This window comes from Nocardioides sp. (assembly GCF_041600255.1).
GTDB lineage: Bacteria > Actinomycetota > Actinomycetes > Propionibacteriales > Nocardioidaceae > Nocardioides.
Genome location: NZ_JBFIKK010000007.1, coordinates 1 through 22,712 on the forward strand (window position 1 = coordinate 1; position 22,712 = coordinate 22,712).

Consider the following 22,712-nt stretch of genomic DNA (forward strand, 5'->3'; position numbering starts at 1 on the left):
GCCGACGATCTTCGCCTGGAGCTCCCGGTTGTTGCCACGGCCGAAGGCGGCGTCCAGGTCGACGAGGTGGATCCACTCGGCGCCCGCGTCCTGCCAGCGCAACGCGGCCTCGATCGGGTCGCCGAAGCGCTTCTCGGAGCCGGCGACACCCTGGACCAGCTGGACGGCCTGACCCCCGGCGATGTCGACGGCCGGCAGGAGCTCGAGGTAGGAGGACATGGCGGAAAGCCTAGGAGTTGCCACCGCGGTCCTCGACACGAGTCCCGGCGACCGGACGGATCGAGGCGGACGGGGCGAGGCGGAGGGGTCGAAGCACAGGGGCGACGGCCGCAGCCGGCTAGCGTCGTCGGAAGAGCAGCGTGTGCAGCACCGGGGCGGCCAACAGGCTCACCATCGCGATCACCACCCGGACCTCCCAGGCGGGTGTGGCAAACCAGACCAGCACGTTGAGCACCAGCAGCAGCAACGCCGTCATGGTGTTCTGCTGACGACGGCGCCGGGCCAGGACCCCGGGCTGCCAGTGCGGCCGGGGCACCCACCCGACCAGGGCGCGGCGACGCTGGCGGCGTCGAAGGGTGCGCTCCTCCTCGCGAGCGCGCGCGGCCATCCGGATCGCCTGCTCGCGCTCGCGCTCGGCACGCCGCTGGGCGCGCTCCTTGCTCATCCGGGGCTCATCGGGGGCTCATCGAGCGGCGATCGGCAGCGCCGCCACCCAGTTCCGCAGCAGGGCGGCACCGGCGTCCCCGGACTTCTCCGGGTGGAACTGGGTCGCGGTCAGCGGACCGTTCTCGACCGCGGCCACGAAACGGTCCCCGCCGTGCTCGGCCCAGGTGACCAGGGGCGCGCGGGTGCGGTTGTTCGTGACCAGGGTCCAGTCGCGCACGCCGTAGGAGTGAACGAAGTAGAACCGCTCGTCCTCGACGCCGGCGAAGAGCGCGGAGCCGTCCGGCGCCTCGACGGTGTTCCATCCCATGTGCGGCACGACCGGTGCCTGCAACCGCTCGACGACGCCCGGCCACTCGTCGCAGCCCTCCGTCTCGACACCGTGCTCGACGCCGCGGGCGAAGAGCACCTGCATGCCGACGCAGATGCCGAGCACCGGCCGGCCACCGGCCAGGCGACGCCCGATCAGCTCCTGGCCGCGTACGTCGCTGAGCCCGGCCATGCAGGCGGCGAACGCACCCACCCCGGGTACGACGAGACCATCGGCGTCCAGGACAGCGGCTCGGTCGGCGCTCAGCGTGACCTCGGCCCCCGCCCGTTCCAGGGCGCGCACGACCGAACGGAGGTTGCCCGAGCCGTAGTCGAGGACGACGACCTGGGGGCGTTCGCTCAAAGCGCGCCCTTGGTGGAGGGCACGCCCGTCTCCCGGGGGTCGAGCGCGACCGCGTCGCGGAAGGCCCGGGCGAACGCCTTGAACTGCGTCTCCACCAGGTGGTGCGGGTCGCGACCCGCGAGCACGCGCACGTGCAGGGCGATCTGGGCGTGGAAGGCGATCGTCTCGAAGACGTGGCGGGTCAGCGACCCGCTGTACCCCGGACCGGTGTCGCCGCCGATGACGACGTAGACCTGGCCCTCGGGCTCGCCGGTGTGCACGCAGTAGGGCCGTCCGGAGACGTCGACCACGGCCTGGACGAGCGCCTCGTCCAGCGGCACGGTGGCGTCGCCGAAGCGGCGGATCCCGGCCTTGTCGCCGAGCGCCTCGCGCAGCGCCTGGCCGAGCACGATCGCGGTGTCCTCGACCGTGTGGTGCGCGTCGATGTGGGTGTCGCCCTCGGTCTGCACGGTCAGGTCGACCAGGGCGTGCCGGGCGAACGCGTGCAGCATGTGGTCGTAAAAGCCAACGCCGGTGGAGATGTCGGCCCGGCCACTGCCGTCGAGGTCGAGCTCGACGACGACCTTGGACTCCTTGGTCTGCCGCTCGATCCGTGCGGTCCTGCTCATCGCGCGCCTTCTTCCGTTCCCATGACCTGGGTGCTCATCACTTCACTGAGTGCGTTCTGGAACTGTGCCATCTCGTCGGCGGTGCCGATGGAGACCCGCAGCCAGCCCTCAGGACCGACCTCGCGGATCAGCACGCCCCGGTCGACCATGCCCTGCCAGACAGCATGACGGTCGGCGAACGTGCCGAACAAGGCGAAATTCGCGTCGCTGTCGGCGACCCGGAGCCCCTGGCCCCGCAGCCAGTCGACCGTGCGATCCCGCTCGGCCCGGAGCTCGTCGACCTTGCCGAGCAGCTCCGGCGCGTGCCGCAGTGCGGCCAGTGCGACCGCCTGCGTGATCGCGGAGAGGTGGTAGGGCAGTCGCACCACCCGGATCGCGTCGGTGATCTCGGGGGCCGCCGCGAGGTAGCCGAGCCGGGCGCCGGCGAGCGCGAACGCCTTGCTCATCGTCCGGGTCACCACGAGGTTGCGGTACCGGGGCAGCAGCTCGAGGGCGCTGGGGGTGCCGGTGCGCCGGAACTCGCCGTACGCCTCGTCCACCACGACCAGTCCGTCGCCTGCGGCCTCGCAGAGCACCGAGACCGCCTCCGGCGGCAGCGCCGTGCCGGTGGGGTTGTTCGGCGAGGGCAGCAGCACCACGCTCGGCCGGTGCTCTAACACCAGCGTGCGAGCCGCGTCGAGGTCCAGGGAGAAGTCCGTCTCACGACGCCCCTGTACCCAGGCGGTCGAGGTGTCCCGGGCGTACTCGGGATACATCGAGTACGTCGGAGCGAAGCTGAGGGCCACCCGTCCCGGACCACCGAAGGCCTGGAGCAGCTGGAGCATCACCTCGTTGGACCCGTTGGCGGCCCACACCTGCTCCGGTGCGATCCCCTGGGGCGCGTCGCGGGAGAGGTACGTCGCCAGCGCGACCCGCAGGTCGGTGAACTCACGGTCGGGATAGCGGTTGAGCGTCGTGGCGGCCTCGGCGACCGCCCGGGCGATCTCCGCCACCACCGTCGCCGACGGGGCATGCGGGTTCTCGTTGACGTTCAACTGGACAGGGACGTCGAGCTGCGGGGCACCGTAGGGCTCGAGGCCCTGCAGCTCCTCGCGCAGAGGAGGAAAGGTCATCGGCTCAGTCCTCGAACCTGACCCGCACCGCGGCGCCGTGACCGGGCAGGTCCTCGGCCTCGGCGAGCGTGACCACGTGGTCGGCTACCTCGGCCAGCGCGTCGCGGGTGTAGTCCACGACGTGCATCGCCTTGAGGAAGGAGCGCACCGACAGCCCCGAGGAGTGGCAGGCGCAGCCGGCCGTGGGCAGGACGTGGTTGGAGCCGGCGCAGTAGTCGCCCAGGGAGACCGGCGTGTACCCACCGACGAAGACCGCACCCGCGTTGCGGACCCGGGCGGCCAGCTCGGCCGCGCCCTCGGTCTGGATCTCGAGGTGCTCGGCGGCGTAGGCGTTGACGACGTCGAGACCCTGCTCGACGTCGTCGACCATCACGATCGCCGACTGACGTCCGCCCAGCGACGTGCGGATCCGCTCCACGTGACGGGTGGCCGAGACCTGCTTGTCCAGCTCGGCCTCGACCTCGGCCGCCAGGCTCTCCGAGGGGGTGACCAGCACGCTGGCCGCCAGCGGATCGTGCTCGGCCTGGCTGATCAGGTCGGCGGCGACGTGCGAGGCGACGGCCGTGTCGTCGGCCAGGATCGCGATCTCGGTCGGACCGGCCTCGGAGTCGATGCCGACGATCCCCTTGAGGATCCGCTTGGCCGTGACCGTGTAGATGTTCCCGGGCCCGGTGACCAGGTCGACCCGACGACACGGACCCGCGCCGTACGCGAACATCGCGATCGCCTGGGCGCCGCCGACGGCGTAGACCTCCTCGACCCCGAGCAGGGCGCACGCCGCCATGATCGTGGGGTGCGGCAGCCCGGAGCCGAACGTCTCGAAGGGCTCCTTGCGCGGCGACGAGGTGAGCGCGATCGACTCCACCCCGGCCACCTGGGCGGGCACGACGTTCATCAGCACGCTGGAGACCAGCGGCGCCAGGCCACCGGGGACGTAGAGACCGACCCGCCCGACCGGCACCATCCGGTGCGTCACCCGGGCGCCCGGGCCGAGGTCGGTGACGACGTCGCCCTCCAGCTCGGCGGCGCAGGTGACCCGCAGGCGCCGGATCGACTCCTCCAGCCCGGCACGAACCCCCGGGTCGAGCAGCTCCAGCGCGCGCTCCAGGGCTGCGGGCGGGACGACGATCCCGTCCGGGCCCTCCTGGGTGACGCCGTCGAACCTCGCCGCGAACTCGGTGATCGCCTCGACGCCGCGGTCGCGGACCGCGTCGCAGATCGGGCGGACGACATGGATCGCGGCCTCGACGTCGAACTCGGCGCGCGGGACGGCGGCGCGGTAGTCGACGGGCACGGCGCTGTCAGCAGCCGTGCCGCGCAGGTCGATGCGGCGGATCATGGGGCCGATTCTAGGTGCCCGCACCCACCACACCGTGCGGCGACCTCGTCGCTGGAACACCGAGGGCTAGTGTCGGCCGTGTGAACGCCACGCTCCCGATGTTCCCGCTGAACTCGGTCCTGTTCCCCGGGGTGAGCGTGCCGTTGACCGTCTTCGAGGACCGCTACCGCGCGCTGGTGCACCATCTGCTGCGGATCGAGGACCCCGCCGAGCGCGTCTTCGGCTCGGTGGGCATCCGTGAGGGGTACGAGGTCGGGGACCACGGCGCGCAGTCGCTGTTCCGGGTGGGCTGCCGGGTGCAGCTGACCGAGGTCGAGGCGAATCCGGACGGAACCTTCGACATCGTGGCCGTGGGGATGGAGCGGATCGAGCTGCAGAGCCTGGAGACCACCGGCCTCTTCCCGGTCGGCCAGGTGGTCGACCTGCCCGAGGCCCCGACCCCGGTGGCACCGGAGATCCTGGAGCGGGCCCGGGCCACGTTCACCGCGTACCGGGCGGCGTTGAGCGCGATCCGGACCGACCCCTACGCCGGCAGCCTGCCCAAGGACCCGACGTACCTGTCGTGGATGCTGGCCGCGATCGCGCCGCTGCCCCTGCAGGACCGCCAGGCCCTGCTGGAGGCCGAGGACGCCTCGCTGCGGCTGGTGATGGTGACCGACCTGCTGCGCACCGAGCTCCGGGCGATGAACGTGATCGCGTCGCTGCCGGCCACCGAGGTGGCCCGGACGCGCTGGTCCCCGAACTGAGCCGCCCGTGGCCAGACGGAGCTCGGGCGGCACGCCCGCGACGGTTGCCCTGAGTCGTGCGGGGATCGCCTTCACGCTGCACGAGTACCCGCACGACCCCCGTGCGGCGTCGTACGGCGAGGAGGCGGCTGCGTTCCTCGCCGACTCGCTCGGGGTCGCCCCGAGCCGGGTCTTCAAGACCCTGATGGTCTCCGTGGACACGCGCCTCGCGGTCGGGATCGTGCCGGTGACGGCACGCCTGGACCTCAAGGCCGTCGCCCGGGCCCTCGGCGGCCGCAAGGCGGAGATGGCCGAGGTCGCCCTCGCCGAGCGCGCGACCGGCTACGTCGCCGGCGGCATCTCGCCGATCGGGCAACGGCGCGCGCACCCGAGCGTGCTGGACGAGAGCGCGTGGACCTGCCCGACGGTCTTCGTCTCCGGCGGGCGTCGGGGCCTGGACCTCGAGCTCGCTCCCGCCGACCTGGCGCAGGTGACCGGCGCCGTGCGGGCGCCGATCAGTCGGTCGTGAGCCGCAGCAGGGAGTGCCCGACGTCGCCGTCCATCCACCCGCTGAAGCCGAAGGCATGCAGAGGCTCGAGGTTCTCCATCAGCTCGGGGTCGTCGGCCGACAGCCCGTTCAGCCAGGAGCCGCGGTCGAAGTTGACGAAGAGCACGAACATGGAGCGCTCGGACTCCGGCACCGCCTCGCGGTAGGCCTCCAGCTCGCCGAGCTCGCCTCCGGCCAGCACCGCCGCGCGGTAGTCGGGGTCGGGACCGATCACGCTCAGGTCGCCGTCGGCGTCGCTGCCCAGCAACCCGGCGGCGAGCGGGCCGAAGCGGCTGCCCACCCGGTCCAGCACGTCGGCCACGGCGTCGGAGTCGCCCTCCACCGACCAGGCGACCGGGACCTGCGGCGTCGCGGACCGCATCATCGCGTCGACGTCGAGGTCGCTGCCGACCGAGATCGCCACCGAGCGCCCGGTCAGGGTCTCGAGGTCGTCGGGCAGCTCGAGCCCGCTCTGCCGTGAGGCCTCCGCCAGCAGCGCGTCGAGGTCGAACCCGTCGCCGGCGCCCGCGGCGAACTGCTCCAGGAGCGCGTCGGTCCAGCCGTCCGACAGGCCCGCCCCCAGCACCATCGCGGTGTCGACGGGCAACCGCGCGGCAACGTCGTCACCGCGGTCGTTGTCGGCCCAGTCGACCTCGACGCCGGAGACGTCGGTCACCATCTCCAGCTCCAGCGAGTTGTCACCGAAACGCAGGGCACCGGCTGCGGCGCCGTACTGCTCCAGCGCGCCGGCGTAGGCCTCCGCGCGGGGATCGGCCGGCCCGAGCGAGCCCAACCCCTCCTGGATCATCGGGCCGATCCCGTCGGAGACGTAGAAGGAGACGATCCCGGCGCCGCCCGCCTTCTCGGTCCAGGTGCGGTAGTCGGCATCGTCGGCCAGGGAGGACTCGGCGGCGTCGTCGATGACCTGCTCGGCGATCTCGTCGGACTCGGCCAGGACCGCCCAACCGCCGGAGACGGCAAAGCCGAGCGGCTGGCTGCCCGCGTCCTCACCACAGGCCGAGAGCGCAGCCAGGCCGGCATCGGCGGCTTCTGCATCGGTGACCTGCACCGCGGCCACGGGTGCCGGGTCCTGGGTGTCCCGGTCGACGAGCGCCAGCGCCATCCGGTCACCCAGCCACGGCTCCACGTCATCGGCGTAGTCGAGGCCCGTGCAGGCCCCAGCCTCGGCCTGGATCTCCTCGAAGATCGCCTTGCGCAGGTCGTCGGTGGTGTCCAGCCCGATCTCGTCGCGGATGGCCGGGAACTGGCGCAGCATCTGCACGGCGGCGATCTTCTGCTCGCCGCTGGGGTCGAGGTCGACGCTCACGTAGGCGACGGTCGAGGCGGGCAGGGTCTCTGCCGGCTGGGGGCCGCTGGCGAAGAAGGCCACCGCGGCCCAGATGCTGACGCCGGCGAGGCCGAGCGCCGCGACACCGGCGGCGGCGAGCACACCACGCCGGACCCGACGAGGCTCGCGGGCCGAGCGCATCGGCGCTCCCCCGCCCAGCTCGAGGAGCTCGGGCTCCTGGGACTCGTCCGGCGTGTGGTGGGACATCGTTGCTCGACTCCAGTCGGGGGACACGGGCGCGCGGTGGCCCGAGAGGTCAGACCACCCTACTCGTGGCCGGTGGGTCGGTCAGCGGATCGCTCGCGGCGGGCGAGACCGAAGAAGACCACCAGCAACCCCACCGAGGACCCGACCGGGAAGGCCAGGAACGGGCTGAACCCGACCACCTCCAGCGCACCGGGCAGGGTGGTGCCGTCCTCGGCGGTGGCCGCGGCCACCGCTGGATCGGGCGGTGCCACCGCGAGCCCCACCCGGTGCATCAGCCAGGCGGCGAGCACCGAGCCGACGACCACACCGCCCAGGACGGCCAGCTCGGAGCGGTCGAAGACGACCGCCAGCGTCACCGCCACGAGCAGACCGGTCAGCGAGGCCACCGCGACGTACGTGCCGGTGCCGGAGAAGTCCTCGCGCAACCCCGCGCCGTCGGCGTACCACTGGTGGTCCACGACGTAGCCGGTCGGCGGGGTCCACCACCATTCCCAGACCAGACCGGCGACGACGGCCGCCAGGGCCATCGCGGCGAGCACGATCGCCGCGTGCCGCACGGAGCGACCCGCGGGGCGACCCGCGGGGCGGCCGTCGGGGTGGTCGAGGGGGTGCTCGAGGGGGCCGGTCACGCGTTGCCCAGGCATCCGGGGCCGAGCAGGTGCTTGAGGTCGGCGAAGAGCGCCGGGCTGGGCGTCACCCGCAGGCGGTCGTCGAGCTTCATCACCTTGGTGGCACTGCGGGTCAGCAGACGCAGCTGGACCTCGGTCATCCCCGGGTGGGCGCTGAGCACCTCGCGCAGCTGCTCGACCACGGGGGCCGTGCAGCGGGTGGAGGGGAGGCTGATCACGACCGGACCCGACGGCCCCTCGGAGATGTCGGGCAGCGAGATCTCCTGCCCCATGATCTCGGGCTGGTCCTTGCTGCGGGAGAGCCGACCCTTCACGGTGATGATGGCGTCCTCGGCGACGAGGTGGCCGGCCAGCTGCCAGGAGCTCGGGAAGAGCAGGACGTCGATGGCGCCGTCCAGGTCCTCGACGGTGACCATCCCCCAGGCGTCGCCGCGCTTGGTGATCTTGCGCTGCACCGAGGTGACCAGTCCGGAGATGGTGATGCTGGAGCCGTCCGGGCGCTCCTCGTCGAGCATCAGCTGTCCGATGGTGCAGTCGGTGCCGTTGGAGAGCACGTGCTCGAGGCCGAGCAGGGGGTGGTCGGAGACGTAGAGCCCGAGCATCTCGCGCTCGTGGCCCAGCAGCGTCATCTTGTCCCACTCCGGCAGGTCCGGGACGGCGACCGAGATCCCGAAGCCGCCCCCGGCGTCGTCGTCCAGCCCCCCGAAGAGCGAGTCCTGCCCGATCGCCTCGTTGCGCTTGATGTCGACGTACTGGTCGACGGCGGGCTCATGGATCGCGACCAGCGCCCGGCGGCAGTGCTTCATGTCGTCGAACGCGCCCGCCTTGATCAGCGACTCGATGACCCGCTTGTTGCAGACGTGGGCCGGCACCTTCTCCATGAAGTCGTTGAAGTCGAGGTAGCGCCCCTTCTCCTCGCGGGCCGCCACGATGCCGTCGACGACGTTGCCGCCCACGTTGCGCACGGCGGTCAGGCCGAAGCGGATGTCGTTGCCGACCGGGGTGAAGTTGGCCGACGACTCGTTGACGTCCGGCGGGAGCACCTGGATCTTCATCCGGCGGCACTCGTTGAGGTAGATCGCCGACTTGTCCTTGTCGTCCTTGGTCGAGGTGAGCAGGGCAGCCATGTACTCGGCGGGGTAGTTCGCCTTCAGGTAGGCCGTCCAGTAGGAGACCATCCCGTACGCCGCCGAGTGCGCCTTGTTGAAGGCGTAGTCGGAGAACGGCAGCAGGATGTCCCACAGCGTCTTGATCGCGGCCGCGGAGTAGCCGCGGCTCGACATGCCGGCCGAGAAGCCCTCGAACTGCTTGTCGAGCTCCTCCTTCTTCTTCTTGCCCATCGCGCGGCGCAGGATGTCGGCCTGACCCAGCGTGTAGCCCGCGAGCTTCTGGGCGATCGCCATGACCTGTTCCTGGTAGACGATCAGGCCGTAGGTCTCCCCCAGCACGTCCTCGAGGGCCTCGGCCAGCTCGGGGTGGATCGCCTCCACGGGCTCACGCCCGGTCTTGCGGCGGGCGTACTTGTTGTGGGAGTCCGCGCCCATCGGGCCCGGACGGTAGAGCGCACCGACCGCGGAGATGTCCTCGAACGTGTCGGGCCGCATCGAGCGCAGCAGCGCGCGCATCGGGCCACCGTCGAGCTGGAAGACGCCCAGGGTGTCACCGCGCTGGAGCAGCTTGTAGGTGGCCTCGTCGGTGAGCGGGAGGTCCTCGAGGACCACCGTCTCGCCGCGGTTGGCCTCGATGTTCTTGACCGCGTCGTCGAGGACGGTGAGGTTGCGCAACCCCAGGAAGTCCATCTTGATCAGCCCGAGGGCCTCGCAGGTCGGGTAGTCGAACTGCGTGATCATCGCGCCGTCGGCCGGGCGCTTGAGCATCGGGATGATGTCGAGCAGCGGCTCGCTCGACATGATCACGCCGGCGGCGTGCACGCCCCACTGGCGCTTGAGCCCCTCGATCCCGATCGCGGTGTCGACGACCTTCTTGACGTCGTTGTCGCCCTCGTAGAGCGCGCGGAACTCGGCGCCCTCACCGAAGCGCTTGTGCTGCGGGTCGAAGATCTCCTTGAGCGGGACGTCCTTGCCCATCACCGAGGCAGGCATCGCCTTGGTGATCCGGTCCCCCATCGCGAAGGGGTAGCCCAGGATCCTCGAGGAGTCCTTGACCGCCTGTTTGGCCTTGATCGTGCCGTAGGTGACGATCATCGAGACCCGGTCGTCGCCGTACTTGTCGGAGACGTACTTGATCACCTCGCCGCGACGACGCTCGTCGAAGTCGATGTCGAAGTCGGGCATCGAGACGCGGTCCGGGTTGAGGAACCGCTCGAAGATCAGGCCGTGCTGGAGCGGGTCGAGATCGGTGATCCGCATCGCGTAGGCGACCATCGAGCCGGCTCCGGAGCCACGCCCCGGACCGACCCGGATGCCGTTGTTCTTCGCCCAGTTGATGAAGTCCGCGACGACGAGGAAGTAGCCGGGGAAGCCCATCGAGGTGATCACGCCGACCTCGAAGTCGGCCTGCTTGCGGACGGCGTCCGGGATGCCGTTGGGGTAGCGCACCTTCAGCCCGCGCTCGACCTCCTTGACCAGCCAGGAGTCCTCGTTCTCCCCCGGCGGGCAGGGGAAGCGGGGCATGAAGGTGCCGTTGCCCTCGGTGAACTGGACGTCGCAGCGCTCGGCGATGAGCAGGGTGTTGTCGCAGGCCTCGGGCAGGTCCGACCAGAGCGAACGCATCTCGGCGGCCGACTTGAGGTAGTACCCGTCGCCGTTGAAGGCGAAGCGCTGCCCGGGGCCGTCACCGGCGGGGATGTCCATCGTGCTGCCGGAGTTGATGCAGAGCAGGTGCTCCTGCGACTTCGCGTCCGCCTGGTCGACGTAGTGGGAGTCGTTGGTGGCCAGCAGCGGGATCCGCAGGTCCTTCGAGAGCCGGAGCAGCCCGTCGCGGACCCGCCGCTCGATGTCGAGGCCGTGGTCCATCAGCTCGAGGAAGTAGTTGTCCGGGCCGAGGATGTCCTGGAAGTCGCCGGCCGCCTTGCGCGCGGCCTCGTAGTTGTTGTGCCGCAGGTGGACCTGGACCTCACCCGAGGGGCAGCCGGTGGTGCCGATGATGCCCTTGGCGTGCTGGGAGAGCAGCTCGCGGTCCATCCGCGGGTGCTTGAAGAAGCCGTCGCGCCAGGCCCCGGTCGAGAGCCGGAAGAGGTTGTGCATCCCCTCGGTGCTCTCCGAGAGCAGCGTCATGTGCGTGTACGCGCCGCGGTTGGAGACGTCGTCGGGGCCGCCGCCGTAGAAGTTGACGCCCTTGCGCTCGAACCGGGAGATGTTGGGGGCGAAGTACGCCTCGATGCCGATGATCGGCTTGACCCCGGCGCTCTTGGCCTTCTTGTAGAACTCGTAGGCCCCGAAGACGTTGCCGTGGTCGGTCATCGCCACCGCGGGCATGCCCATCTCGGCGGCCCGCTCGGTCAGGTGCCCCAGCCGTGCGGCACCGTCGAGCATCGAGTACTCGGTGTGCACGTGCAGGTGGACGAAGGAGTCGGACTTCCCGGTGGTCGACATGGTGGTCGGGATGCTCCTCGCAGGTCGAGATGGGAAGGGGCCAATCGTAACGCCCCGGGTCCGTCATCGTGTCAGGGCACACCGACAGAAGGCGGTTGCGGGACCCCGGGGCGAGGGCGGCCACCCGCCCGGCCGGTACCGTCGCCACATGGCTCCCGACGAACTTCCCCCCGAACTGCGCGGCGTCTCCCCCGACCCCACCCGGGAGTCGACGACCCCGGCCTGGGTGCGGCTGGTCGCACTCGTGCTGATCGTGTCGCTAGTCGGCTACTTCGTGATCGCGGCGCTCTGACGCATCGCCACGGCTCACGTGGGTCGGTGAACGCGCTCAGCGCTCCTCGGCGGCCGCGTCCAGGCTCTCGGTGATGATCGCGTCCACGATCCGGCTCAGTCGCTCGACACCGAGCTCGGGCGCCCGGACGGCCATCGCCTCGGCGATCCGTCGCTCCCGGACCGGGTCGCGGGCGGTGTCGTGCTTGTGGCTCTGGACCGCCCGGGTCAGCGCCGCCCGGCGCGCCAACAGGTCGCCGAGCTGGTCGTCGACCTCGTCGATCAGGCTGCGGAAGAACCGGAGAGGGTCGGCGCCCGGCCACGCCATCCGGACGTCCGGCGAACGCTCCTCGTTGGCGGAACCGTCGGTGTGCTCCAGCTCCACCAGGCCGCGAGCCGCGTAGAAGGACCGCGCCGGTCGATTGCTCGCGAACACCCAGAGGCTGAAACCGTCCGGGCGCAGCGCCTGGACCAGGTCCAGCAGGGCGGAGCCGACCCCCTGGCCGGTCCGGGCGGGATCGACGTACAGGTCGTCGAGCCAGGTGGCGGTCATCCGGGCATACCCGATGACGGCACCCTCGATCTCGGCGACCCACACCTCGTCGTCGCTGCGCAGGCGGGTCTCCAGCCACGCCCGCACCTCGTCCTCGCTGTGGACCGGCTCCGGCATGGGAGCGGCGCGACGCGCGGACAGGTGGATCTCGGCGATCCGGGCGGCATCGGCGGGTACGGCGGGACGCAGCTGCCACTGGTCCATCAGTGGGCCTCGCGGACGACCTCGAGGGCCGCAGCCAGGTCGTCGGGGTAGGTCGACTCGTACTCGACCGGCTGACCGGTGTCCGGGTGCTCGAAGCCCAGGCGGACCGCGTGCAGCCACTGACGCTCCAGGCCGACCCGCTTGGCGAGGACAGGATCGGCGCCGTACGTCAGATCGCCCACGCACGGGTGCTTCAGCGCGGCCATGTGCACCCGGATCTGGTGGGTGCGACCGGTCTCGAGGTGCACCTCGAGCAGGCTGGCGAAGCGGTGGGCCTCGAGAGTCTCGTAGTGGGTGACGCTGGCGCGACCGTCGGCCATCACGGCGAACTTGTAGTCGGCCTTGGGATGCCGGCCGATGGGGGCGTCGATCGTCCCCTCGAACGGGTCCGGGTGCCCCTGGACCAGCGCGTGGTACGTCTTGTCCACGGTCCGGTTGCGGAAGGCGTTCTTGAGCAGCGAGTAGGCGTGCTCGGACTTGCAGATCACCATCACGCCGGAGGTGCCGACGTCGAGCCGCTGGACGATCCCCTGGCGCTCGGAGGCGCCGCTGGTGGCGATGCGGAAACCGGCTGCCACCAGGTGCCCCACGACGGTCGGTCCGGACCACCCGGGTGAGGGGTGGACGGCGACGCCCACCGGCTTGTCGATCACCACGATCGAGTCGTCGTCGTGGATGATCTTGATCCCCTCGACGATCTGGGGAACCACCTCGAGCGGGTCGATCCGGCTGGGAATCGTGACGTCGAGGACGGAGCCCGGCATCACCCGGTCGCTCTTGCCGACGCCGGCGCCGTCGACGTGGACATGGCCCTCGGCGATCAGCTCGGCCGCACGGGTCCGGGACAGACCGAACATCCGCGCCATCGCCGCGTCGACGCGCTCGCCCGCCAGCCCCTCGGGAACGGACAGGACGCGGTGGTCGGAGCTGGTCATCATGCGTCCCCCTCAGGAGTCTCGTCAGACGTCGTGCGGGTGCCGTCGAGCCGGACCCCGCGGAACGCCTGGACCAGGATCAGCACCGCGGCGGCGTTGATGCAGATGTCGGCCACGTTGAAGATCGGCCAGTTCGGCAGCATCAGGAAGTCGATCACATGGCCCCGCAGCACACCCGGCGACCGGAACAGCCGATCGGTCAGGTTGCCGGCGATGCCGGCCAGCAGGAGGCCGAAGGCGATGGCCCACACCACGCTGCCCAGGCGTCGGCTCAGGTAGAGAACGACGAGGAGCGCGGTGATCGCGATGCAGGTCAGCGCCACGGTGTACTCGGTGCCGGTGCTGAACGCCGCGCCCGGGTTGCGGGTCAGGTGCAGCTGCAGCAGGTCACCGACCAGCGGGTAGCTCGCCCCGGGCTCCAGCCTGGCCACGGCCAGCACCTTGGTGCCCACGTCGACGACGTACGCCGTCAGGGCTATGCCGGCGACCAGCCCGATCAAACGGGCAGGAGAGGGTCGCCGGGCGGACGGTGGTGTGGTGGTCTCGCTGGAGTTCAGCGACGTTCCTCGCGCTGCTTGCATGTCAGGCACAGTGTGGCACGGGGAAACGCCATCACCCGCATCTTGCCGATGGGGTTGCCACAGGCCTCGCACACCCCGTAGGTGCCGTCGTCGATGGCGGCGAGAGCCCGGTCGATCTGGGCCAGCTTGTCGCGCTCGTTGTTCAGGACGCTCAGTTCGTAGTCCCGCTCGAAGCTGGTCGCGCCCATGTCGGCCTGGTCATGGCCGGCACCGTCACCTGCGTCACGCATGAGGCCGTTGAGCTCGGCCTCCTGGGTGTCGACGATCTCGGTGCTGTGGGCTCGCTGCTCGTGCAGCTCGGCGAGCACCTCGGCGAGCTCGCTCTTGGTCCAGGCGGTCTCGCCCTGCTGGACGGCGAGCGAACTCGCGGGCGCCTTCTTGGCGGCCGGCGCCTTGGTGGCGACGGTCGTGGCCTTCTTCGTCATGGGGGCCTTCGTCTTGGCGGGAGCCTTGCTGGCAGAAGCCTTCCTCGCGGGAGCCTTGGTCGCCGGGGCCTTGGTTGCCGCAGCCTTCTTCGCAGGAGCCTTGGTCGCCGGAGCCTTCTTCGCAGGAGCCTTCTTCGCGGCGGTCGTCTTCGCGGGGGCCTTCTTCGCGGCGGCTGTCTTCGCGGGAGCCTTCTTCGCGGGGGTCGCCTTCGCGGGGGTCGTCTTCTTCGCGACCGGCTCGGGGTCGGCCTTGGCCGACCTGCGTGAGATGACCTTGCGAGCTGCCGAGGCGGCGTGCCCGGCGAGCGACCTGCGCGTACTACTGGCCATGATGTCTGGTTCCCCCTCGAGCCGAGCCACGTGGCGAAGGCCACAGTGTCGCCGAAGGTTAGCCCTTGACGCGGGACGACTCAAAGTCGCCGCACCGCAGGAAAGCAGATCGGCCGGCCCCCGCGTGGGGGCCGACCGATCGTCAGGCGTCAGTGCGGGAGGAGGATCTCAGCCCTCGTCCTCACCCAGGATGGAGCGCAGCCGCTTGGGCGCCGGCGCGTTGTCGCCGCTGGGACCCGCGGTCTCCGCGGTTCCGTTGAGCGCCTCGAGCTGCTGGGTGAAGTAGCTCTTCAGCCGCGAGCGGTACTCGCGCTCGAAGGAGCGCAGGTTCTCCACCTCGGCGTTGAGCTTGTCCCGCTCCTTCTCCAGGTCGCCGAACATCTGCTGGCGACGCTCGGAGGTCTCGGAGTCCAGCATGCCCGCGCGGGTCCGGGCGTCCGCCTCGAGGCGGTCCGCCTTGGCCTTCGACTCGGACTCGAGACGCTCGGCCTTGGTGCGGGCCTCGCCCACGATCCGGTCGGCGTCGTTCTTGGCCTCCTCGACCAGCTCGTCGGCGTTGCGCGTGGCGATCTCGAGCAGACGGGCCGCAGCGTTGGACGCCTGCGGAACGGTCTCGACGCGGATCGTCTCGGCCGGCGATGCCGCCACGGCGACCGGGGCGGGAGTGGCGACCGGAGTCGGCTCCTCGACCTTGGGCTCCTCGGCCTTCGGCTTCTCGGGCGCCTTCTCGGCCGCCACAGGAGCACCCTGCGCCACGGACAGCTTCGACCGGAGGTCGTCGTTCTCCTTCGTGAGCCGCGCGAGCTCAGCCTCCACCTCATCGAGGAACTGGTCGACCTCCCCCATGTCGTAGCCCTCTCGGAGCCGGACAGGAGTAAAGCGCTTGTTGCTCACGTCCTCAGGCGTCAGCGGCATGACCTCACCCATTCATAGATCGTCAAAGAAACTGTCGGTCGAACAATAGCGCCTGCTGGTGGCCCCGGGTTACCCGCCGGGACCGATGTCCGGGTCAGGACAGCAGGATGCTGCGGTTGAGCTGCAGCAGGACGTAGGCGCCGATCAGGACGATCAGGAAACTGAGGTCCAGGGCGACGCTGCCCAGGCGCAACGGCGGGATCACCCGACGCAGCGCTTTCACCGGCGGGTCAGTGATCGAGTAGACCACCTCGAGCACCACCAGGATGGGGCCGCGGGGACTCCACGAGCGCGCAAAGACCTGGACCCAGTCCACGACGAACCGGATCCAGAGGAGCGCGATGAAGAACCACAGCAAGCCTTCGATGACTTGTCCTGCAATGTGCACGTGTCAACAGCTCAGCTCTGGTTGAAGAAACCGCCCTCGGCGATCCGCTGCTTGTCCTCAGCGGCCACCGTCACGTTCGGCGGCGAGAGCAGGAAGACCTTGTTGGTCACTCGCTCGATGGTGCCACGGGTGGCAAACACGAGACCTGCCGCGAAGTCGACCAGACGCTTGGCGTCGTTGTCGTCCATCTCGGAGAGGTTCATGATCACCGGCACGCCGTCGCGGAAGTTCTCTCCCACGGTGCGTGCCTCGTTGTAGGTGCTCGGGTGCAGGGTCGTGATCCGGGACAATTCGGCTACCACTCCTGTGGGCCCCGAGGCCGGACGACGGCGCTCGGAGAGGTCGGCGACGGGTGCCGGACGGGAGTCTCGCACCCGGGGCGCTCGACCCGAGGCGGCCACGGGCACGTCCTGGGTCTCGTAGTCGCCGTCGTACTCGTCGTCGTACCGGGCGGTGTCCTCGAGCAGGCCGAGGTACTCGCCGATCTTGCGCATCGCGCCGCTCATGACTGTGTCCTCCGGAACTCCGGCATCCCCGTCCGGGGAATGCTTCTGGTGGTCGTGACCCTACTTGATGCGAGGCCTCAGTCCGAGGATCGCGCTGCCGACACGCACGTGTGTCGCGCCGACGGAAATCGCCTGCTCGAGGTCCCCGCTCATCCCGGCCGACAGCCAGCCGGCCGACGGGTGCTCGCGCAGGAACTCCGCACGGATGGAGGCGAGCCTCTCGAACGCCTCGATCGGCTCCTCCCGAGGTGGCGCCACCGCCATCAGTCCTCGCAGGGACAGCGACTCGTGAGCGGCCACGAGCTCGGCCAGCCGGGCCAGCTCGTCGGGCTTCGCCCCGGCGCGCCCCCGGGCCTCGGGCGGATCGAGGCTGACCTGGAGCAGGATCTCGACCGGACCCCCGCGCTCCTGGGCACCCCTGGCCAGCGCGGCGACGAGCTTGGCGCGGTCGAGGGACTCCACCACATCGGCGTACCGGGCGACGGCTGCCGCCTTGTTGCTCTGCAGAGCGCCGATGAAGTGCCAGCGCAGCCCGAGGTCGGCGCACTCGGCCGCCTTGGCCTCGGCCTCCTGGTGGCGGTTCTCCCCCACGTCGCTCACGCCCAGCTCCGCGAGCAGCCGGAGGTCGGAGGCGGGGAAGAACTTCGTCACCACGACCAGCTGGACGTCGTCGGGCCCGCGGCCCGCGGCCTGCGCTGCGCTCGTGATCCGCTGTCGCACCCGGGCCAGCCCGGCCGCCAGCTCGGTGCGCCGGTCCAGGGGGGCCGGGCTCACGGCCTGATCCTGACCAGGCCGGCCAGACGCCCGGCGGAGCTGCCGTCGCGACGGTAGGAGAAGAGGTCCGGGCTCTCCCGGGTGCACCGGGAGACATCGACCACGCGGACGTCGAGACGCTCCAGCTGTGCTCGCACCCCGGCACCGAGGTCGAGGGCGGGCGTCCCCCAGGAGGTGACCGAACGGCTCGCCGGCTCCAGGGCCGCGACCTCGGCCTGGAGGTCGGTCGGCACCTCGTAGCAGGCGCCACAGACGTGCGGACCGATCCAGGCGGTCAGCGGGCCGGCCCCGACATCGCGCATCCGGGCGACCGTCGCGGGCACGACCCCGGCCGCCAGCCCCGGCCGGCCGGAGTGCACGGCGGCCACGACCGTGCCGGCGTCGTCGGCGAGCAGCACCGGCACGCAGTCCGCGACCCTGACCACCAGCACGGCGCCGGGGGTGGTGGTGACGATCCCGTCGGCCTGCGGCCGCTCGGACGTACGCCGCTCCTCCACCACGTCCACCTCCGCACCGTGCACCTGGCGCAGGTCGAAGACGGCGTCATCCGGGGCGAAGTCGTCGATGACCAGCCGGAGATTGGTCGCGCAGACCTCGGGATCGTCGTCGCCTTCGAGCGCAAGGTTGAGGGAGTCGAACGGAACTCCGCTGGCCCCGCCGTGCCTGTCCGTGAAGGCCAGGTCGACGGGGCCGTGCGAGGTGCGGAACGCGTACAAGCGCCCGACTACTTGAGGAAGTCGGGGATGTCCAGGTCGTCGTCGTCGAACTGGACCTGACGAGGAGCGGGCTTCGCGACCGGGGCGGGTGCGCGCCGCTCGGTCTCCGGAGCCGCGGGAGCGGACGGACGGAAGGTCACGCCGGCCGGCACCTTCTCCTCCGCGCGACGGGTGACCACCTGCTGGGCGGCCGCCCGGGTCTCCTCCTGGGTCTGCTGCGGCTTGGGCTCACGCCGCAGCACCGTGCCCTCGTCCCGCTTCTTCGGCATGCCGCCGTCGAAGCCGGCCGCGATCACGGTCACCCGGACCTCGTCGCCGAGCGCGTCGTCGATCGTCGCGCCGAAGATGATGTTCGCCTCGGGGTGGGCCGCCTGCTGGACCAGTGCCGCCGCCTCGTTGATCTCGAAGAGACCGAGGTCGGAGCCGCCGGCGATCGAGAGCAGGACGCCATGGGCACCCTCGATGGAGGCCTCGAGCAGCGGGCTGGAGACCGCCATCTCGGCTGCCGCCATCGAACGGTCCTCGCCACGCGCCGAGCCGATGCCCATCAGCGCGGACCCGGCGTTGGCCATCACCGACTTCACGTCGGCGAAGTCGAGGTTGATCAGGCCCGGGGTGGTGATCAGGTCGGTGATGCCCGAGACACCCTGCAGCAGGACCTGGTCGGCCTGCTTGAAGGCGTCGAGGATCGACACGTTGCGGTCGCTGATCGAGAGCAGCCGGTCGTTGGGGATCACGATGAGGGTGTCGACCTCCTCGCGGAGCTGGGCGATGCCCTCCTCGGCGGAGTTGGCGCGACGACGACCCTCGAAGGCGAACGGGCGGGTGACCACACCGATCGTCAGGGCGCCCAGGGAGCGGGCGATGCGCGCCACGACCGGCGCGCCACCGGTCCCGGTGCCACCGCCCTCGCCTGCGGTGACGAAGACCATGTCGGCGCCCTTGAGCACCTCCTCGATCTCGTCGGCGTGGTCCTCGGCCGCCTGTCCGCCGACACTCGGGTCGGCGCCCGCACCGAGGCCGCGGGTGAGCTCACGCCCGATGTCGAGCTTGACGTCGGCATCGCTCATCAGGAGCGCCTGCGCGTCGGTGTTGATGGCGATGAACTCGACCCCCTTGAGGCCGACCTCGATCATCCGGTTGACGGCGTTGACACCACCACCACCGATGCCCACGACCTTGATGATGGCCAGGTAGTTCTGTGCTGCTGCCACGGCGAATTCGCCTCTCGCTGATCATGTCCGACGAATCGGACCCTTTGATGTCTGGTCGGCCTGGGGAAGGCGGTGAGACCGGGAAACCGTAACCCTGAACCTGAGGGTTATAGTTATGTCAACCTCTCCATGTGAAGGACAGTAAGGAAAGGCAGAGGGTCGATCCAGCGACACGCCACGCGTGTCGGACGATTTCTGGATTGGTACGTCGGGGACGGTCTCAGCCGGCGGTCGTCGGCTGGGCCGGCACGCTGACGTCGTAGGTCTGGGCGGGTCGGTCGAGCAGGACCTCGATCACCCGCGCCTTCTGCTCCGACTCCTCGGCACTCCCCCACACGACCCTGCGGCCGTCGCGGAGCACCAGCTGGATCTGGTCGACGGTCTCGACCTCGACGTGGTCGACCTGGACCACCAGGCCCGCAGGCAGGGCCCGGATCACCTGGGCCGCCTCGGCCAGGGCGTCCGTGCGCGTCCCCGTGGAGGTCCGCACCCGGGGCAGGTCCTCCGGAGGCCGGTCGTAGTCACGGAAGACCACGCCGGCCTCGTCCATCCCCCGGATCCGCCCGCCGATGTCGACGACCGCGACCGCCACCCGCTCCTCGACCGAGATCAGCAGCCGGTGCGGCCACTCGCGGGCCACCTCCACGCTCTTCACCGGGGCCAGTGCCTCGATCCGCGACCGCACCCGGTCCACGTCGACCCGGGCCAACGGATCCCCGATCGGCACGTCCGCGACCCGCCTGACCTCTCCGGCGCCGAGCACGTCGGTGCCCTCGACGTCGACGCCGGTGACGGTGAGCAGGCTGGAGAAGTAGACGGCCCAGACCGTCGCGGCCAGCGCGGCCACGGCCAGCACCGCGACGACGAGGTGCTTCCAGGCCAGCCAGCGGCGCGCCCACTGCCGGCGCACGAAGCGGCGACGGCTGAGCTCGGCCTGCTCCTCGGGGCCACGAGCAGCACGACGCAGTCGCAGGCGCGGCCGGCTAGGCACCGGACCCCTCGGTGGCGGACTCCAGCAGCGCCAGGACACGCGGACCGATCTCGGTGACCGATCCGGCCCCGAGGGTGAGCACCAGGTCGCCGGGGCGGGCCCGGCGTACCAGCTCGGCGGCGACGGCGTCGAAGTCCGGCACGAACGCCACCCGGTCCGCCGGCAGCGGCACCGAGCGCGCGACGAAGTCCCCGGTGACCTCGGGGTCGGCGTCCTCGCGGGCCAGGTAGACGTCCAGCACGACGACCTCGTCCGCGGCGCCGAGCGCCGCTCCCATGGCGGTGCCGAAGATCCGGGTCCGGGAGACCAGGTGGGGCTGGAAGGCCACCACCAGGCGCCCCTCGCCCGCCACGGCACGTCCGGCCTGCAGGTCGCCGGCGATCTCGACGGGGTGGTGGGCGTAGCTGTCGTAGACCCGGATGCCGGCCCGCTCGCCCTTGCGTTCCATCCTGCGGCGGGTGCCGGTGAAGCCCTCCAGTCCGGTGCGCAGGTCCGCGAACGAGTAGCCCAGGCGCAACCCGACCGCCAGCGCGGCGAGGGCGTCCAGGACGTAGTGCCGGCCCGGGATCTGCAGGGAGATCGTGCCGAGCAACTCACCGCGCTCGTGCACCGAGAAGGTGCTCGTGGTGCCCTCGAAGGAGAGGTCGCCGGCGCGCAGGTCGGCGTCCTCGGCCTCGCCCACCCCGATCACGGCCAGTCCGCGCGAGCGCGCCAGCTCCGCGAGATCGGCAGCGCCCTCGTCGTCGACACAGCAGACCAGGAAGCCGTGCGGGTCGATCCGGTCCACGAACTCGCCGAACGCAGCCCGATAGGCCTCCTCGGTGCCCCAGTTGTCGAGGTGGTCGGCCTCGACATTGGTGACGATCGCGGCGAACGGGCGGTAGACGAGGAAGGCACCGTCGCTTTCGTCGGCCTCGGCGACGAAGAGGTCGCCGCTGCCCTGCTGGGCGTTCGTCCCGGTCTGGGCCAGGTCGCCCCCGACGGCGTACGTCGGGTCGGCGCCGGCGGCCTGGAGGGCGACGGTCAGCAGCGAGGTGGTGGTGGTCTTGCCGTGCGTTCCCGCCACGGCCAGCACCCGCTGGACGTCCATCACCGACGCCAGCGCCGCCGAGCGCGGCAGCACCCGCAGGCCCTGCTCGCAGGCGGCGACGTACTCCGGGTTGTCCTCGCGCACGGCGGTGGAGACGACGAGCGTGTCGACGTCGTGCACGTGGGCGGCGTCGTGGCCGAGGTGGACCTCCGCCCCCAGCTCGCGCAGGGCGGCCAGGGTCGGCGAGTCGTTGCCGTCGCTGCCGCTGACCCGGACGCCCCGGGCCAGCATGATCCGGGCGATGCCGGAGAGCCCGGCTCCGCCGATGCCCACGAAGTGCACCCGGCCGAGCGCCTCGACCGGCAGGATCTCGTCGGGGACGGGGACCTTCACGACGCGGTCCCGACGCTGTCCAGGATGATCCGGGCGAGCTTCTCGTCGGCGTCGGCCGGGATCAGCCGGGACGCGGCGCGGCCCATCTCGGCCAGCCGGTCCGGGTCGGTGGCCAGCCCCGGAACGGTGGCCGCCACCCACTCCGAGGTCAGGGCGGCATCCGCGACCAGCAGCCCGCCGCCGGCGTTCACCACCGGCCGCGCGTTGTGCTCCTGCTCGCCGTTGCCGATCGGCAACGGCACGAAGACGGCCGGCAGACCGACGGCAGCGGCCTCGGTGACGCTGGAGGCGCCGGCACGCGAGACGATCAGGTCGGCGGCCGCATAGGCCAGGTCCATCCGGTCGACGAAGTCCACGACGACGTACGGCACCTGCCCGGCCTCGGGGGCGGCGTGACCGTTCGGACCCGCCACGTGCAGCACCTGGACCCCGGCGGCGGCCAGGGCGGCGGCCGCACCCGAGACGGAGTCGTTGAGCCGGCGGGCTCCCTGGGAGCCGCCGGTCACCAGCAACGTGGGCCGGTCGGGGTCGAGCCCGAAGTGGGCGCGCGCCTCGGCCCGCAACGCCTCACGGTCGAGCTGCGAGATCATCCGCCGGATCGGCAGGCCGACGTACTCGGCGTGCGCCAGGGGGGTGTCGGGGAAGCTGACGGCGACCCGCTGAGCCAGCCGGGCGCCGACCTTGTTCGCCAGGCCGGGCACCGCGTTCTGCTCGTGCACCACCAGGGGCAGCCTGCGACGCCGAGCGGCCAGGTAGGCCGGCATCGACACGTAACCGCCGTAGCCCACGACCACGTCCGGGCGGATCCGGTCCACGATCGCCAGGGTCTCGCGCACCGCACCGCGCAGCCGGCCGGGCACCCGGGCCAGGTCGGCGTTAGGACGACGCGGCAGCGGCACCGGCGGGATCAGCTCGAGCGGGTAGCCCGCCGCGGGGACGACCCGGTTCTCGAGCCCGCGCGGGGTGCCGAGGCAGGTGATCTCGATGTCCGGGGAGAGCCGACGCAGGGCGTCGGCAGTGGCCAGGAGGGGGGACGTGTGGCCGGCGGTGCCACCGCCGGCAAGAAGGACGCGCATCGGATC

General features: G+C 71.1%; 25 protein-coding genes. 3 read left to right on the forward strand and 22 right to left on the reverse strand.

Going from position 1 to position 22,712, the window contains the following annotated elements:
• From ABZE72_RS01570 to hisD, 6 genes are all read right to left on the reverse strand, one after another.
• Positions 1 to 219, reverse strand: a 219-nt coding sequence (locus tag ABZE72_RS01570) for a HisA/HisF-related TIM barrel protein (protein WP_372727255.1), incomplete at its 3' end; no start/stop codon positions are given.
• Between the two features lie 118 nt (positions 220 to 337).
• A complete protein-coding gene (locus tag ABZE72_RS01575) occupies positions 338 to 664 on the reverse strand; it encodes a hypothetical protein (RefSeq protein ID WP_372727256.1) in 327 nt (108 codons plus the stop codon).
• A gap of 18 nt (positions 665 to 682) precedes the next feature.
• On the reverse strand, positions 683 to 1,336 hold the full coding sequence (hisH, locus tag ABZE72_RS01580) for an imidazole glycerol phosphate synthase subunit HisH (protein WP_372727257.1): 654 nt from the start codon (positions 1,334 to 1,336) through the stop codon (positions 683 to 685).
• Positions 1,333 to 1,944: an imidazoleglycerol-phosphate dehydratase HisB gene (gene hisB / locus ABZE72_RS01585; RefSeq protein ID WP_372727258.1), complete on the reverse strand. Its 612-nt coding sequence runs from the start codon at positions 1,942 to 1,944 to the stop codon at positions 1,333 to 1,335. The genes hisH and hisB overlap by 4 nt, the downstream gene beginning before the upstream one ends.
• Complete coding sequence (locus ABZE72_RS01590) at positions 1,941 to 3,056, reverse strand: histidinol-phosphate transaminase (RefSeq protein ID WP_372727259.1); 1,116 nt, start codon at positions 3,054 to 3,056, stop codon at positions 1,941 to 1,943. The genes hisB and ABZE72_RS01590 overlap by 4 nt, the downstream gene beginning before the upstream one ends.
• 4 nt (positions 3,057 to 3,060) lie before the next feature.
• Positions 3,061 to 4,395 carry a histidinol dehydrogenase gene (hisD, locus tag ABZE72_RS01595; RefSeq protein ID WP_372727260.1) on the reverse strand — a complete coding sequence of 445 codons (1,335 nt, stop codon included), beginning with the start codon at positions 4,393 to 4,395 and terminating at the stop codon, positions 3,061 to 3,063.
• A gap of 80 nt (positions 4,396 to 4,475) precedes the next feature.
• On the opposite strand from hisD, the gene ABZE72_RS01600 reads away from it, so the two are divergent.
• Together ABZE72_RS01600 and ybaK are read left to right on the forward strand one after the other, a co-directional pair.
• Complete coding sequence (locus ABZE72_RS01600; protein WP_372727261.1) at positions 4,476 to 5,141, forward strand: LON peptidase substrate-binding domain-containing protein; 666 nt, start codon at positions 4,476 to 4,478, stop codon at positions 5,139 to 5,141.
• A gap of 7 nt (positions 5,142 to 5,148) precedes the next feature.
• Positions 5,149 to 5,649: a Cys-tRNA(Pro) deacylase gene (gene ybaK, locus ABZE72_RS01605; protein WP_372727262.1), complete on the forward strand. Its 501-nt coding sequence runs from the start codon at positions 5,149 to 5,151 to the stop codon at positions 5,647 to 5,649.
• Here the strand turns inward: ybaK and ABZE72_RS01610 are convergent.
• The 3 genes from ABZE72_RS01610 to dnaE are packed head-to-tail and all read right to left on the reverse strand — an operon-like array spanning position 5,636 to position 11,405.
• Complete coding sequence (locus ABZE72_RS01610) at positions 5,636 to 7,222, reverse strand: DUF3352 domain-containing protein (protein ID WP_372727263.1); 1,587 nt, start codon at positions 7,220 to 7,222, stop codon at positions 5,636 to 5,638. The two genes, ybaK and ABZE72_RS01610, sit on opposite strands and share 14 nt — an antisense overlap.
• 59 nt (positions 7,223 to 7,281) lie before the next feature.
• Positions 7,282 to 7,851 (reverse strand): hypothetical protein, encoded by a 570-nt coding sequence (locus ABZE72_RS01615; protein WP_372727264.1) that lies wholly within the window; start codon positions 7,849 to 7,851, stop codon positions 7,282 to 7,284.
• The gene (dnaE, locus tag ABZE72_RS01620; RefSeq protein ID WP_372727265.1) at positions 7,848 to 11,405 is read right to left on the reverse strand and encodes a DNA polymerase III subunit alpha; all 3,558 of its coding nucleotides are present in this window, start codon (positions 11,403 to 11,405) and stop codon (positions 7,848 to 7,850) included. The genes ABZE72_RS01615 and dnaE overlap by 4 nt, the downstream gene beginning before the upstream one ends.
• A gap of 148 nt (positions 11,406 to 11,553) precedes the next feature.
• Here dnaE and ABZE72_RS01625 point away from each other — a divergent pair, with 148 nt between their 5' ends.
• Positions 11,554 to 11,697, forward strand: a complete 144-nt coding sequence (locus tag ABZE72_RS01625) for a hypothetical protein (protein ID WP_372727266.1) — start codon at positions 11,554 to 11,556, stop codon at positions 11,695 to 11,697.
• 36 nt (positions 11,698 to 11,733) lie between these two features.
• On the opposite strand, the gene ABZE72_RS01630 is transcribed toward ABZE72_RS01625, so the two are convergent.
• From ABZE72_RS01630 to murG, 13 genes are all read right to left on the reverse strand, one after another.
• Positions 11,734 to 12,432, reverse strand: coding sequence for a GNAT family N-acetyltransferase (locus ABZE72_RS01630; protein WP_372727267.1), 699 nt, complete (start codon positions 12,430 to 12,432; stop codon positions 11,734 to 11,736).
• Complete coding sequence (locus tag ABZE72_RS01635; RefSeq protein WP_372727268.1) at positions 12,432 to 13,370, reverse strand: RluA family pseudouridine synthase; 939 nt, start codon at positions 13,368 to 13,370, stop codon at positions 12,432 to 12,434. The genes ABZE72_RS01630 and ABZE72_RS01635 overlap by 1 nt, the downstream gene beginning before the upstream one ends.
• Positions 13,367 to 13,948: a signal peptidase II gene (lspA, locus tag ABZE72_RS01640; RefSeq protein ID WP_372727269.1), complete on the reverse strand. Its 582-nt coding sequence runs from the start codon at positions 13,946 to 13,948 to the stop codon at positions 13,367 to 13,369. Before lspA ends, ABZE72_RS01635 begins: the two co-directional genes overlap by 4 nt.
• Entirely contained in the window at positions 13,921 to 14,703 is a 783-nt protein-coding gene (locus tag ABZE72_RS01645) for a TraR/DksA family transcriptional regulator (RefSeq protein WP_372727270.1), read from the reverse strand. The genes lspA and ABZE72_RS01645 overlap by 28 nt, the downstream gene beginning before the upstream one ends.
• Before the next feature lie 168 nt (positions 14,704 to 14,871).
• Positions 14,872 to 15,630 (reverse strand): DivIVA domain-containing protein, encoded by a 759-nt coding sequence (locus ABZE72_RS01650; protein ID WP_372727271.1) that lies wholly within the window; start codon positions 15,628 to 15,630, stop codon positions 14,872 to 14,874.
• Positions 15,631 to 15,712: 82 nt separating this feature from the next.
• Positions 15,713 to 15,976, reverse strand: a complete 264-nt coding sequence (locus ABZE72_RS01655; RefSeq protein ID WP_372727272.1) for a YggT family protein — start codon at positions 15,974 to 15,976, stop codon at positions 15,713 to 15,715.
• Positions 15,977 to 16,017: 41 nt separating this feature from the next.
• A complete protein-coding gene (locus tag ABZE72_RS01660) occupies positions 16,018 to 16,512 on the reverse strand; it encodes a cell division protein SepF (protein WP_372727273.1) in 495 nt (164 codons plus the stop codon).
• Between the two features lie 60 nt (positions 16,513 to 16,572).
• Positions 16,573 to 17,286, reverse strand: coding sequence for a YggS family pyridoxal phosphate-dependent enzyme (locus tag ABZE72_RS01665; protein WP_372727274.1), 714 nt, complete (start codon positions 17,284 to 17,286; stop codon positions 16,573 to 16,575).
• Entirely contained in the window at positions 17,283 to 18,002 is a 720-nt protein-coding gene (gene pgeF, locus ABZE72_RS01670) for a peptidoglycan editing factor PgeF (protein ID WP_372727275.1), read from the reverse strand. Before pgeF ends, ABZE72_RS01665 begins: the two co-directional genes overlap by 4 nt.
• Before the next feature lie 8 nt (positions 18,003 to 18,010).
• On the reverse strand, positions 18,011 to 19,216 hold the full coding sequence (gene ftsZ / locus ABZE72_RS01675) for a cell division protein FtsZ (protein WP_372727276.1): 1,206 nt from the start codon (positions 19,214 to 19,216) through the stop codon (positions 18,011 to 18,013).
• Positions 19,217 to 19,436: 220 nt separating this feature from the next.
• Positions 19,437 to 20,207 (reverse strand): cell division protein FtsQ/DivIB, encoded by a 771-nt coding sequence (locus tag ABZE72_RS01680; RefSeq protein ID WP_372727277.1) that lies wholly within the window; start codon positions 20,205 to 20,207, stop codon positions 19,437 to 19,439.
• Positions 20,200 to 21,630 carry a UDP-N-acetylmuramate--L-alanine ligase gene (gene murC / locus ABZE72_RS01685; RefSeq protein WP_372727278.1) on the reverse strand — a complete coding sequence of 477 codons (1,431 nt, stop codon included), beginning with the start codon at positions 21,628 to 21,630 and terminating at the stop codon, positions 20,200 to 20,202. Before murC ends, ABZE72_RS01680 begins: the two co-directional genes overlap by 8 nt.
• A complete protein-coding gene (gene murG, locus ABZE72_RS01690) occupies positions 21,627 to 22,706 on the reverse strand; it encodes an undecaprenyldiphospho-muramoylpentapeptide beta-N-acetylglucosaminyltransferase (protein ID WP_372727279.1) in 1,080 nt (359 codons plus the stop codon). Before murG ends, murC begins: the two co-directional genes overlap by 4 nt.
• Positions 22,707 to 22,712: the final 6 nt, after the last annotated feature.

Coding starts and splice junctions, on each gene's coding strand:
- lspA (WP_372727269.1), bottom strand. CDS start 13,948: ATGCAAGCAGCGCGAGGAACGTCGCTGAACTCCAGCGAGACCACCACA.
- ABZE72_RS01630 (WP_372727267.1), bottom strand. CDS start 12,432: ATGGACCAGTGGCAGCTGCGTCCCGCCGTACCCGCCGATGCCGCCCGG.
- dnaE (WP_372727265.1), bottom strand. CDS start 11,405: ATGTCGACCACCGGGAAGTCCGACTCCTTCGTCCACCTGCACGTGCAC.
- ABZE72_RS01610 (WP_372727263.1), bottom strand. CDS start 7,222: ATGTCCCACCACACGCCGGACGAGTCCCAGGAGCCCGAGCTCCTCGAG.
- ABZE72_RS01635 (WP_372727268.1), bottom strand. CDS start 13,370: ATGATGACCAGCTCCGACCACCGCGTCCTGTCCGTTCCCGAGGGGCTG.
- hisD (WP_372727260.1), bottom strand. CDS start 4,395: ATGATCCGCCGCATCGACCTGCGCGGCACGGCTGCTGACAGCGCCGTG.
- ABZE72_RS01645 (WP_372727270.1), bottom strand. CDS start 14,703: ATGGCCAGTAGTACGCGCAGGTCGCTCGCCGGGCACGCCGCCTCGGCA.
- murG (WP_372727279.1), bottom strand. CDS start 22,706: ATGCGCGTCCTTCTTGCCGGCGGTGGCACCGCCGGCCACACGTCCCCC.
- ABZE72_RS01575 (WP_372727256.1), bottom strand. CDS start 664: ATGAGCAAGGAGCGCGCCCAGCGGCGTGCCGAGCGCGAGCGCGAGCAG.
- ABZE72_RS01660 (WP_372727273.1), bottom strand. CDS start 16,512: ATGAGCGGCGCGATGCGCAAGATCGGCGAGTACCTCGGCCTGCTCGAG.
- ABZE72_RS01590 (WP_372727259.1), bottom strand. CDS start 3,056: ATGACCTTTCCTCCTCTGCGCGAGGAGCTGCAGGGCCTCGAGCCCTAC.
- ABZE72_RS01650 (WP_372727271.1), bottom strand. CDS start 15,630: ATGGGTGAGGTCATGCCGCTGACGCCTGAGGACGTGAGCAACAAGCGC.
- ABZE72_RS01625 (WP_372727266.1), top strand. CDS start 11,554: ATGGCTCCCGACGAACTTCCCCCCGAACTGCGCGGCGTCTCCCCCGAC.
- hisB (WP_372727258.1), bottom strand. CDS start 1,944: ATGAGCAGGACCGCACGGATCGAGCGGCAGACCAAGGAGTCCAAGGTC.